This window comes from Bradyrhizobium huanghuaihaiense, assembly GCF_007830635.1.
Lineage (GTDB): Bacteria > Pseudomonadota > Alphaproteobacteria > Rhizobiales > Xanthobacteraceae > Bradyrhizobium > Bradyrhizobium huanghuaihaiense.
Map to the genome: position 1 here is coordinate 106,207 of NZ_VLLA01000025.1, position 11,243 is coordinate 117,449.

Annotated in this window: 12 protein-coding genes and 1 pseudogene; 6 read left to right on the plus strand and 7 right to left on the minus strand. The window is 56.3% G+C overall.

The features are described 5' to 3' along the window. Window positions 1–888: 888 nt before the first annotated feature. A complete protein-coding gene (locus tag IQ16_RS35905) occupies window positions 889–1,092 on the minus strand; it encodes a hypothetical protein (protein WP_011084377.1) in 204 nt (67 codons plus the stop codon). 64 nt (window positions 1,093–1,156) lie between these two features. Then, on the minus strand, window positions 1,157–1,294 hold the full coding sequence (locus IQ16_RS45320) for a hypothetical protein (protein ID WP_155256745.1): 138 nt from the start codon (window positions 1,292–1,294) through the stop codon (window positions 1,157–1,159). A 293-nt stretch (window positions 1,295–1,587) separates the two neighbouring features. Here IQ16_RS45320 and IQ16_RS46020 point away from each other — a divergent pair, with 293 nt between their 5' ends. From IQ16_RS46020 to IQ16_RS35925, 4 genes are all read left to right on the plus strand, one after another. Continuing rightward, a complete protein-coding gene (locus tag IQ16_RS46020) occupies window positions 1,588–1,782 on the plus strand; it encodes a hypothetical protein (RefSeq protein ID WP_014498117.1) in 195 nt (64 codons plus the stop codon). 229 nt (window positions 1,783–2,011) lie between these two features. Continuing rightward, window positions 2,012–2,488 carry a hypothetical protein gene (locus tag IQ16_RS35915; RefSeq protein ID WP_225895088.1) on the plus strand — a complete coding sequence of 159 codons (477 nt, stop codon included), beginning with the start codon at window positions 2,012–2,014 and terminating at the stop codon, window positions 2,486–2,488. Between the two features lie 273 nt (window positions 2,489–2,761). Beyond that, a complete protein-coding gene (locus IQ16_RS35920; protein ID WP_244635997.1) occupies window positions 2,762–3,187 on the plus strand; it encodes an avidin/streptavidin family protein in 426 nt (141 codons plus the stop codon). 345 nt (window positions 3,188–3,532) lie between these two features. Further along, window positions 3,533–4,024, plus strand: coding sequence for a hypothetical protein (locus IQ16_RS35925; RefSeq protein ID WP_014498119.1), 492 nt, complete (start codon window positions 3,533–3,535; stop codon window positions 4,022–4,024). Between the two features lie 208 nt (window positions 4,025–4,232). On the opposite strand, the gene IQ16_RS47560 is transcribed toward IQ16_RS35925, so the two are convergent. After that, entirely contained in the window at window positions 4,233–5,087 is an 855-nt protein-coding gene (locus IQ16_RS47560; protein ID WP_306328939.1) for a Crp/Fnr family transcriptional regulator, read from the minus strand. A gap of 646 nt (window positions 5,088–5,733) precedes the next feature. On the opposite strand from IQ16_RS47560, the gene IQ16_RS35935 reads away from it, so the two are divergent. Continuing rightward, window positions 5,734–6,093, plus strand: a complete 360-nt coding sequence (locus IQ16_RS35935) for a methylamine utilization protein (protein ID WP_014498121.1) — start codon at window positions 5,734–5,736, stop codon at window positions 6,091–6,093. A gap of 4 nt (window positions 6,094–6,097) precedes the next feature. Here IQ16_RS35935 and IQ16_RS35940 read toward each other — a convergent pair whose 3' ends face one another. From IQ16_RS35940 to IQ16_RS35955, 4 genes and pseudogenes are all read right to left on the minus strand, one after another. After that, a complete protein-coding gene (locus IQ16_RS35940) occupies window positions 6,098–7,090 on the minus strand; it encodes a hypothetical protein (protein WP_018646721.1) in 993 nt (330 codons plus the stop codon). A 507-nt stretch (window positions 7,091–7,597) separates the two neighbouring features. Beyond that, window positions 7,598–8,620, minus strand: coding sequence for a cytochrome-c peroxidase (locus IQ16_RS35945; protein ID WP_011084368.1), 1,023 nt, complete (start codon window positions 8,618–8,620; stop codon window positions 7,598–7,600). A 388-nt stretch (window positions 8,621–9,008) separates the two neighbouring features. Next, window positions 9,009–9,821 (minus strand): annotated as a pseudogene (locus tag IQ16_RS47710) (putative bifunctional diguanylate cyclase/phosphodiesterase); the annotation flags it as partial. 928 nt (window positions 9,822–10,749) lie between these two features. After that, a complete protein-coding gene (locus IQ16_RS35955) occupies window positions 10,750–10,911 on the minus strand; it encodes a Flp family type IVb pilin (RefSeq protein WP_011084366.1) in 162 nt (53 codons plus the stop codon). 102 nt (window positions 10,912–11,013) lie between these two features. Between IQ16_RS35955 and IQ16_RS35960 the strand changes: the two genes are divergently transcribed. Further along, on the plus strand, window positions 11,014–11,243 hold a 230-nt coding region (locus IQ16_RS35960; RefSeq protein ID WP_145832033.1), incomplete at its 3' end, for a transposase.

The window sequence follows — 11,243 nt, forward strand, 5'->3', positions numbered from 1 at the left end:
GCTCCGCTGCCCTGAATATTTCTCGTACGATCGACATCGGATCCTTCTGTTAGATCGGTCAGACCTGTGTCGTCGTCTCCGGTCAGATCAGCCTCAACGGTCTTCAGAAGCTTCGCCCGCCGTCACGACGTCACTCACATTTTTAACTGCTGATGATGCTTCGCTTTTTCAGATGTCCCGGTCCAATCCAGCATGGGCCAGGCTCACACCCCGACATGCAGTGTTCCGAACGATCGGGGCTAGCCAAGTTCGATCCCGATTCACTAACCGCACCAGTTTCGCACCAGAAACGACCTCAACAAAACGCAACGAACGCGATCAAACTCAAACGAAAAAGCAGCAAAATCAACGAAGCCGATCGATATCCTGCCGCATCCTGCCGCTCATAACGGTCTGGTTGCAGGTTCGAGTCCTGCCGGGCCCACCAGTATTTTCAAGGAGGGCTTGGCCCGCCCGTTCGCGCTTCGTCTTTTCGTCAACCAACGAAACAACCAATCCTACGTTCTTGCTCGGTGCCGAATGCGTTCCGATAGCGTTCGCTGCGGTACGCAGGGCGGGCCGGGTGGTGATGACCATAGGTTTCGCGAAGCGTCATTTCGCTCATACCCAAGAAGCCCGCGGCTTCCCACATCGGTGCCGCTCGCTGCATCAGCCAAGTTGCGGCGGTATAGCCGGTAGGTGAGACGTGGACAGTCCGACCGCGGGCGAATTGGCTAGGGGTGGGCCTCAAGCAGTTCTTTGCGGCCGATCTGAGCGCCGTCGATCCCGGCATGGCTGACGCTGATTGGTGAGGTTATGCGCTTTTGAGATGGCTCGGGTACTACGACGGCGGATGCGGCCCGCAAGATCGTCGGGCATGCCAGCAAGGAAAAACCTGCCAGCAGGTGTCTACGGGTCAGCATGCGCAGGTGTCTTGCTGAGATTAGCTAGTTTCTGCGCGAGCAGGATGCTTTGGCGCTGCAGGGCCTCCTCGATCACGTCAAGCTTCGCGCGCATCAGGCGCAGCGCAGTGGCCGATGCCGGCCGGTGCGCCACATCGAGTAGCATCAGCCGAGTGGACATCGCCTGATATTGCGCGGCGAAGTCGGTCACCTCGGAGCGGTAGGTTCGCAAAGCGTTCGTCAGCGCAACGATCGCTTGATCGGTCGATTTCTGCTCATGTTTGATGGCCCCCTAAATCACGGTCGGTGGATGCCTGCTCATGTTTGACGGCCTCTAGATCACGGCCGGTAGATGCTTGCTGATGTTTGATGACCTCTAAAGCGCGGCCGATCGAAGCCTGCTGAAGTTTCATGGCCGTGAGTTCGTCACGCGCCTTGTTCTGTAGACCACGCCGGCGGCCGCCAGGATGGCCAGTGCGGCAAGCAGCCATCGACGAGTGGGGTGGGTCATTCTGGGGTGCGGCGTTCAGAACTACTGACGGCTCGGGACAATCCTATAGCCGACACAATCGCCGCGAGTAAGCCCCGCAGGGGTCTCCCGCCGGCGCAGACAGATCTCCCGACTTTCCGGTCCCGATTTTTTAGCGACCTAGAATCGCCGCGCAATGATTTCACGCATTTCCCACATAACGTGAAGGAAAACTTCATGAAACGCATCATATGCGCGTTTTTTGCCGCGCTGATGCTCCTTGTCGCCGATTTGGCACATGCCGCAGCAAGTATCCGGGCGGCATTCCAATTATGGTTGATGATACTGATCCCGGTAGATGGCAGTCGCGATGATAATCAGCGCAGGAGGGCCTTCGTGCGCTGTCTTTCTGCGCCGCTTCTTCCGCGTTAAACGGGACCGTCATCTTTCTTGGATATTCGCGCTGGCCAATCTCGTGCAGCTCGCGGCCAACAGCCCAACTAAAGAGATTTGCACATGAGATTTCACGGCGCTCATAGGTCTCCTGGCGTCTACCACGCTTGCCGTTGCATTTTTGTGGACTTCGCGGTGACAACATGCAGACGCGCTTCGTCATATTCGATCGTGGCTGTATGCACCTCCGAGGCGATAGGCTAACCGATTGATTTCTGAGGTATGTGATAATCACACGATCGAGGCCGATTACGGGATCGATCATTCGCAGCGTTGTTTGGCAAGCGGGTTGGGACACTTGATGCGAACGATTCTTATAGCTCTAAGTATTTGGTTGTTGATCAACGTCCTCTTTGTACTAGTCATGATTCCTCCGCGCAAACCGCGGAAATCTAGCCGTCAGAACGGCACCGCCGGTAGGCTTTCACCCGCATTAATTAAGGAGAACGCCGAACCATCAAGCGAAGAGGATGATAGCTCTTCTCTTCGCCACGTTGTCATCGCGATCGGGCTGGGCGTCTTCTTTTCGCTGACGCCGCCTTTGCTTCAGGCTTACGATGCTATCAACGAGTTCGTTAACCGTCGCCGATCAAGACGAAACGCTTCGGCGACCCATCACAGCCTTGATCAGCACGCTGACGAAGTCTCCGATGTTGAGACCGGCCAGGACAAGAACCGTCGGTAGCCACCATTCGGGATGAATGTTCAATCCCATTAAGTCGTAGTCGGTCAGTGTTTCGCCGCCCGTGTCGCATTGGTGCTTTCCGGCGAATTGATCCACTTTTAGCAGTGGGCTCGGCGCGCGGCCGCCAGGAACCATGTCGGGGTAACGGTGCCGGGGGGCTCGACGGAGTCCGACTCCGCCGCGATCCAGCGCTACCTGGCGCATATGCGCCGCATTCCGTTGCCTAATGCGAGATAAGAGCAGCGAACATGACCTCAAGTTGAACCACACTACATGATCTTTAAGCGACTAATTTTGGGGCTTCAATATGAAGAGACTTCTGGGGCTTTTGCTGCTCGCCCAATCCTTCTTGCTTTCCGCCGAGGCCATGGCGCAGGGGCTTCCGCTCCCTCATACTGGAAAAATGAACGAGGTTCGGAACTGCTTATTTGGTCCGCCAATAGCGGGACGATACAAGGGACTTTCACAAACCATGCTCAAGGGTTTGCGTGCCAGGGCATCCCGTATCCTGCAGCGGGATCCGTTAGTCCAACCGGCTTGTATTTTGTTGTTACCTTTGCCCAGTGCAATTCCTTTACCCGCTGGGTTGGAACAATTAAGGGGTCTCAGATGCCAACGTCTTGGACGCTGTTCTACGTTGATAACAAAGGCAAGCCTAGCAGGTTGAAGGGTGCGGATATATTCACGCGCGTATGGTAGTTTTCAATCTTCCTGCAAACGCAGCGACCTAAGATTTGAAGATCGCTCTCGCGACGTCTGCACTCCGAAGCGGCGTGTGACGCTGAGCCCGGCGCGCGCGGGCCCAGCGTCGCGCCGACGCGGCGGATTTCGGCCTATTCTCCGCCCTCGTAGAAGAGCTCGAGCGGCAGGTTGACCAGCACCGATCCAGTCCCGAGCAGTTGCATTCGGCGGTTCGGGTGGTAGACACTTCGCTAATACTTCGGTTCGAAGCGCGCTACTCTGCGCGGGTCATCCCTGAGCTCTAGGTTCATTCTCGAGGAGATCCTCAGCACGTGCCTTGGCGTCGTTTCTCGGGATTATTTTATGTCACCTATTCAAGCGATTAAAGACTGGTACGTGTCCCTGGACAACGAACTTCAATCAGACATCGCGTACATGTTCGTATCTCTGACTCTCGGTGATCGCCAGTTTGCTCCCGCTGCCGCTGTCCGAAGACTGTTGCAATGGTTTGACGTGCGTAGTGAAGGCACGGAACACGAGGATGCTCTAGCAGCCGTTACGTTTCGGGCCTCATTCGAATACATCTTTGCTGAGCGCTTCACGGGCGCCGGGTGGATCTTTCCGGAGCAAACTTTCAAGGACGTGATCCGCGAGGCTGCTGAAGGTAAAGAGGCAAGCAAGATTGCAACGAGCGCATTCCGGTTACTGCGGAGCCTTCCGGACCGGAGAACGAAATGGAAAGAGGCAGGTGAGAACTGGAATGCCCTAGTCAACTCGACAATCAACGATGATGCGTTGAGGCAGTGGACACAAGATCAGTTCCTGGCGAGCGACTACGGGCCGGCGCAAGACTGAAAAAGCTCCTCACCTCCCGCAATCCTCGCGACGGTGCACTTGCCAGGCGATTCTGGCGCCATCGATGTTAGAACCTCTATCCTCAAACTTGCTTTGTTTGAGTAGGAGTCAAGCGCAAATGCTGTTCGGCTCTTCGCTCCGCGCAGCAATACCGTGTTCGGCAAGTCGTCTCGATATGAACTGGAGAGGTGAAGCCTATGCGACGTTGTTACCCCATCAGCTCTTTTGCTGGAATCGCGGACTGAGACGAGGCATAGGCGCCTGAAATGAGCTTGTAACAACAACATGCCCTTTTCTCGAGGCACTTGGGTTCATCAATCTCCAAGACACCGCGCATCTTGCGGATCAGCCCTCGTTCTTCGAATCGGCTTAGAGTCTGCGTCACCCCAGCGCGACGAAGTCCCAAGACAGACGAAAGGTAGTCATGGGTAACTGGCAGCACACGAACGTCAGCAGCATCACTCGCCAAACAAAGCCAGCTCGCGAGCCTCTGTTCACGATCGTGCCGAACCCCGCACAATCCTGTCTGAACGCACTGAAATGTCAGCGCTTGAACGTACTCAAAGAGATGCTCTCGGATCTCAGGACGCTCTTCTACTAGCCGGCGCAATTCCTCAACACGGATCCTGTACGCGCTTCCGGGAAAGAACACCACAGATTGATGCGTCGAAAGATGTCCTCCCCACAAGAACGAAGCACCGACCACACCCCGATATCCTATGACGGCCGTTTCAAGCATGCTCCCCGCCGCGACAACCCTTAGCGAGACGAGGCCCGACTCCACGAAGTAGACGTGCTCTACATGCCTTTTCGGCTCTTGCAGAACCATACGCTCTTTCAGGACGATCGGCTCAAGGCACTCCCCCAATGCCGCGAGGCCGTCCGGAGAAATTCTGGACAGGATAGCATTTCTGACAGGGGGCCGCGTATTAGGTCGCAGGCTATCGAGCCGACGAAGCGTCGGCTGTGTGCCGGTAACTCCTGCGAGAGCGGGGTCACCCGAGCTGTCCCGCGGTTCAAGGACGGCTGGCACCCGATTGGTCATAGTGCAGTGCGTCCTCATAGCGTGGATATCTGCTGGAAACGTAGCCAAATACCCATACGGATTCCTGCAATGTGCAGCGCGTTGAGCACAAATCCGGCCTTAAGACGGCGTCTTTGACGAATTTCAACGCCTGACGGGGACCGACCGGGGTGTGGAGCAACTCGCCTTGGACTCGTCGGCGCCGGAACGCCGTCAGACCAGCGCGCCACGCTGTTACCGCCTGGCCGGGGATTGCGAAGTCCGTTGCGTGAGACGAACACAGCACCACTAAGGCAACCGCGCCTCGCCAGAGAACATTTCAGATGTCAGGCGAGAGTTTAGTCATGCTCCCTCTATGCCGAAATTCATTGTGACCCACACGAGTTTTGCTCTGATGATCTCAAGACAATCAATCAACCTTTTCAACCGCTGATGCCATGAGGGAGCACCGTTTGTCTCGCCGCAGGGACACCTGGCGACGACTGGCAGTCCCCTCGCACCGCCAAAGCGCAAACATGCTGCGTGGACACAGCCGGCCGCCTGCCTCGCGTCAGTTTTCCTCTAATAATGATTGGAACCGAGGCGCAAAATAAAGATCAATCTGTCATAAGGGTCGCTAGTCCCGGGCTCCGGCGGTCCGCGGTAAGGTCGCATTTTTATAGAATTTAGCTTCAGTGAGGTCGGAATGAGAGAAAGGCTAATACCTTCACGCACAGGCAAGTTCGGTTTTCAGATGATAGCCGCAATAGTGGGAGGGCTCCTCGCTGGAGCCGCTCTAGGCGCCACCCCCTATGTAATTTCGCAAAAGGACCGAGAATTCAGACCCCAAGAAATCGTAATAAAGCGCGGCGAGACCCTACGGTTTATCAACGATGACGGTGAGCTCATGCACCACACCTATTTGAGCTCAGACACCTTCGAGTTCGATTCTGGCGATCAACAGCCAGGCAGCCAATTCGACGTCGTCTTTTCTGTGGCTGGTGATTACACTGTGTTGTGCGGCATTCATCCCAAGATGAAGCTTGGCGTGCACGTCAAAAAGTAGGGCCCTACAGAATTGAGGTGTTGAAGATCGCTGCATGACCGACATAGTAGGCGAACAGCGTAACCGTCAACGCCGCACATAGTCCGGCCGGAGCGAGCCAGGGAGCGCGATAGTCGGCTTCCCTCGGCTGATTATCGGAAAGTATCGCGACCAGTACGACGATGATCGCCGAGTGCCCGATCACATCAAGCTTGCCAAATTCGAAGCACGCGCTGATGAACATTCCAAGCAGTATGGCAGCCGCAACGCGCCGGACCAAGGGCGTCCAAGCTAGGGCAAACGCGAGCGTGAATTCGATCATGCCAGCGGCGCGCATATAGAACTCACTATCGAACCCGAGCGTCATGCCGGGGTGCTCGATCAGAAGTGGGAAGCTCCATTCCGGGTAGGCCCACTTTTCCACCGAAGCCCACATCAACGTGACGGCGGTTGCGTAGCGCACGACATCGAGTGGCGGAACGCCGAACAGATCTTTTTGCAAGCCAGCGAGGGCGAGGTAGGCCGCAAGGCCCAAAAAGATCGGATAATCGGCCAGATGAAACGTGCCGTAATCTCGAACGGCGAGCCCGAACAGAACGACAATTCCCGCCGCGGAGAAGGGCATCGTGCGGCGCGACAGCAGGCCTGCTGCGATGGCGAGTTGCAAAGGCCCAACCATTGACGAAGTCGTTTTCAATTCCGGGGTCAGCAAGATACCGCCCACCGCCCAAAGCGAGATGAAGAAAAATCCGCAGACAGCCCGGATGATTTCCTCAGTGTGTAGTCGCAATCCGTCCGTGAAGCGGTTGAGGGAGCGGGCCGCCAGCTCAGCCAAAGACGTCCGTTCAACCATGCAGCCGGAAAAAAACCAGAGCAGGGCAAGAGCCAACAGCAGTTCAAAATCCTGGCACAGTACGTTTTCGAGGCATCGGGGCTGGCCGGCAGCGTCATAGGCACAGAACCATTTGACATGGGCACTGGCACCTTGTGTTCCCAAGAACCAGAAAGAAAGTGCCACGATGGACCTTGCAAAAAGGGAGCTTCTCCGGAATGCCGCAAAGGCATCCCGCGTCGGAGACCTGAACATAAAAAACCACCCCTTTTGGAAAAGCGCCCGCCTCTGACGATTTGTTCAACTTAGCACAAATCTTAAGGATGTGACGGCGCTCGCATCCGAAGGTTGTTTGCTGGGTTAATGGGGACACGCCGGCAAGGATTTGTGCGGCGAGACTATCGCGCACGTCCCTTCAATTTTACAGATTTTGACGACGGGCCTTCAATGCAAGTGTCGTACTGAATGTCAGACAAAAAACGGATGTCCGGAGTAGTCCATGTTTGGTGCGTTTCGTACGAAGAGGGTGCCAGTCGGCTCTGCGCTGGCCCGCACCGCGATGCGGCTCACAGCATGCAGTGAAACCCTGGAGACGTGGGCGGGCGGTTTCCTCATCCTCGTGTTGGGCTTGCTGGGAGCGGCATTGCCGCACTTCCCCTGAGAGCCTCCCCGACCGCGCGATCGGGGTACCGGTCATCGCGCCAACCTGGGAAAAGTCGTATCCGTCGAGGATGCGGTGAGCGTCTGAAGAAAAGCGATCAGATCCGCCTTTTCGCTTTCCGTCAGAGATAGAGGCTTTATTGAAGGCGAGCGGCTCGGACGGTCAATCCCACCCTTGTCATAGAGTTCGATGACCTCTTCGAGGGTTGCGACCGATCCATCATGCATGTAGGGAGCACGCCGCGCGACATCGCGCAGTGTCGGCGTTTTGAATGCGTACCGCAGCTTTTGCGACGTCGGAAAAAGCCGACCGCGTCCAACGTCGTCGTTCCTTGCGACGCCAATATCGTGAAACGATCCGTCAGTGAACGATGGTCCACTGTGGCAGTTTGAGCAATGGGCTTTGCCGTTGAAAATCTCAAAGCCGCGTTTTGCCGCGGCGCTGACGGATGTCACGTCTCCCATGATCCACCGGTCGAATGGCGCTTCGCCAGCCACGATGGTTCGTTCAAAAGTCGCCAACGCGGCTTCGATCCTGGGTCGCGTGATCGCACCGTCCCCGAATGCGGCTGCGAATGCATCAGCATAGGCCGGGATAGCGGAGAGACGCGCGATCAATTCTGATTCCGTCAAATTCATGTTGGGCCGGCCTGTGATCGGCCCGAACGTGACGGCTTCGAGAGTCTTGAATTTGCCGTCCCACCCCAACGGTTCGGTGAACGCCACGTCGATCAGGGTCGGCGCACGCAATGGCAGGCCGCTGGGATCCTCGCCGACCGCACGCGCGAGGCCATCACCCCAGGAAAGCGACGGATTGTGGCACGTTGCGCAGGAACGGGTGCGGGACTTCGAGAGCAGCGCATCGAAGAAGAGTCTTTCCCCGAGAGCAGCTTTCGGCACCGTGTAGGGATTACGATCGGGAAAAGGGATCGCCGCCGGCCGACGATAGCTGGCGCGCGCCGTGGCATCCGCTGATGTCTCCGCCGCTGCCGAGGCAAAAGGTTGGCCCAGCGGAAAAAGGGCCGCGAGCAAAGCTAAGCTGACCCAGATCCTCATCGGCTCCTCGACGATATAGTGCTCCTATATGGCAACCCCGGAAAAAAAGCCTTAATAGCAAGTATCGGATGCTGGCGATTAATCGAAATCTCCTTCAGAGAACCCTTGCGCCTCCATGACTGGGGCGCGCCAACAATTGATGAAGTGGGCCCGTGTGACATTATAATGGAAGCCCTCGATGAGTTTCATTTCAGAGCGCTCAACAAAACCGTAGGCAGGAGCTGCGGCGCGCTGATAGCGCCGTTGATTATGATCGCGCCCGACGATCGGAACCTTTGTGGCTCGGTTGCTAACATGTCGACGCACCATGTGGATCCTGAACGCATTGAAACCCAACGGCGAGAGCGAACTCAGGACCGAACAACACTCAGGAAAGTCCTGGTTCGTCTTAGCCGGTCATCGCACCGCTTAAATGACGTCTCGCGAGGCCGCCTCTCAGATTCAGGATCGTTGATGCGATCTCGGTAGCAGGGACCGGGCGGCTGAATAGGAATCCCTGCGCCTCGTTGCACCCTTCCGCCCTTATTTGATCCAACTGTTCAATCGTCTCGACCCCCTCCGCCGTTATTGTTATGCCAAGGCTTCTTCCAAGGCTGGTAATGGCTCTTACGATTAATTTAGATCCATTTGTCGCTGTTGCATCACGGACGAATGACTGATCGATCTTGAGCTTGTCAAAGGGGAAGCTGCGCAGATAGCTCAGCGAGGAGTATCCAGTACCAAAATCATCTAAGGCGATGCTCAGCCCCTGCGCCTTCAGCTTGTGCAGTGTTGCAACCGTCTCGGCGCTGTTTCCAAGGAGAACAGACTCCGTGATTTCCAATTCGAGCCGGTGCGGGGCCAGCGTTGAAGCATCAAGCGCGTTGGCGATAACCTCTGCAAATCTTGGATCCCGAATCTGAGTCGCCGAGACATTGACGGCAATCTTGAGCTCGCTCGGCCAACCGGCCGCCTGCTCGCAGGCGCGGTTGAGAACCCACTCACCCAGTGGAGTGATGAGACCGATGTCTTCTGCAATGGGAATGAATTGGTCGGGTGGCACCAGGCCACGCTTCGGATGAGGCCAGCGCAATAATGCTTCGAAGCCGCTGATCCGGTCCATCCGCAGGTCATAAATGGGTTGATAGAACAGAGTGAACTCGTCCTTGTCCATGGCCTCGCGAAGATCGAGTTCGAGCGCGCGGCGGCTCTGCAAACTTGCCGCTTTCGACGCAATGGCGACAGGCCCGATAATCCGCCGTGCCAGCAACCACGAAAAAAGCCCGGACAGAAGGAGCGCAACGGTCAGCGCCACCACATTCAGTTGCAGATCCCGTTTGATCGCGGCAAGGGCTCGCTGACGGAATAGAAAACCATCCCCGGCCGTATAGTTCACCAGCAATTCAATCTGCTGATTTACGACGTTTGAGAGCTGGTCAACGTCATCGATTTCCCGAGCGCTCGCTTCATTATTCCCGGTGCCATCAGCTTGAAAGCGACGGCGATGAATCGCGACCCAGGCGTTTGCAGCTTCTTTAACTTTTGCGGCTGCCTTCGCAGCTCGCGCTGATTGCGACCTTTCAGCCGCAATAGTGACATCTTCCGAAAGCGTCTTCGCCAGCTTGTCGATTTCATCATCTAGTCGAGGACGGGCCGACGGCTGCCTTGTGACGTGTGAAGATGCCACGCGCATCGCGGCAAAATCGGCACCAGCCGCACGTGCGTAGTTGATCGACATCAAGGACTCATCGAAAGTCCGCGCAACCAGGTCGCCTGCGTGCCGGATACCAAGGACGGAATACCCTCCGAGGCTCACTGCGATCGCGCTCATCGCAAGACAAAAGCACAAGATCGCAATTCGGATCGACCCTCGAGCCGAGACAAAGCGGGAGAAACAGGCCGTCACGGACTGAAATGCCTCAAGGACCACTTTCGATTGATTGGCAAATCTGCCGACGACCAAAAGACTCATCCAGGTGTCTTTCGCTAAAACAAGAATTTCCGAGCAGCAGCATCGAGACGATCCGTTCACCCCCTCGCCGCACCAATTCTCAAGTTCCGCCGAATTCAGAGAACTAGCTCGCCTCTGACTAGAGCTGTTCTTGCACATGCGGTGGAGAAAAGAGGTCGCCAAGGGAGGCGGCTTTTGATTATTTCAGAGAGCTGCTGATCGAAGCGAATTTCGTATTGAGTTTAGTGCCTAGCCCATTCACGACCGCGATGATTGCAAGCGAAATACCCGCCGCTATCAGCCCATATTCTATGGCAGTAGCCCCGGACTCATCGCGTAAAAAGTGTACTAGCGTTTTCACGGTGCGTGCCCTTCAGAGCTGGCCCCGCAAATTCGGACAGTAGCTTGAGTGGATTTTCTGCCTGACAGCGGCGAGGATTCTTGCTGCGAATCAGGAGCGAAGATGACGAAGAAGAGCCGCCGGACGCATTCTCCGGCATTCAAGGCGAAGGTTGCTTTGGCTGCGGTCAAAGGAGACAAGACACTGGCGGAGCTGGCGCAACTGTTTGATGTTCATCCGAACCAGATCACGATCTGGAAAAACCAGCTCCTGGAAGGCGCCGCCGGCGTGTTTGGGCATGACAAGACATCGGCCGAGACGCCGGTCGATTTGAAGGCGTTGCATGCCAAGAT

Coding starts and splice junctions, on each gene's coding strand:
- IQ16_RS45320 (WP_155256745.1), bottom strand. CDS start 1,294: ATGAAACTTCAGCAGGCTTCGATCGGCCGCGCTTTAGAGGTCATCAAA.
- IQ16_RS46020 (WP_014498117.1), top strand. CDS start 1,588: ATGAAACGCATCATATGCGCGTTTTTTGCCGCGCTGATGCTCCTTGTC.
- IQ16_RS35920 (WP_244635997.1), top strand. CDS start 2,762: ATGATCTTTAAGCGACTAATTTTGGGGCTTCAATATGAAGAGACTTCT.
- IQ16_RS35925 (WP_014498119.1), top strand. CDS start 3,533: ATGTCACCTATTCAAGCGATTAAAGACTGGTACGTGTCCCTGGACAAC.
- IQ16_RS47560 (WP_306328939.1), bottom strand. CDS start 5,087: ATGAGGACGCACTGCACTATGACCAATCGGGTGCCAGCCGTCCTTGAA.
- IQ16_RS35935 (WP_014498121.1), top strand. CDS start 5,734: ATGAGAGAAAGGCTAATACCTTCACGCACAGGCAAGTTCGGTTTTCAG.
- IQ16_RS35945 (WP_011084368.1), bottom strand. CDS start 8,620: ATGAGGATCTGGGTCAGCTTAGCTTTGCTCGCGGCCCTTTTTCCGCTG.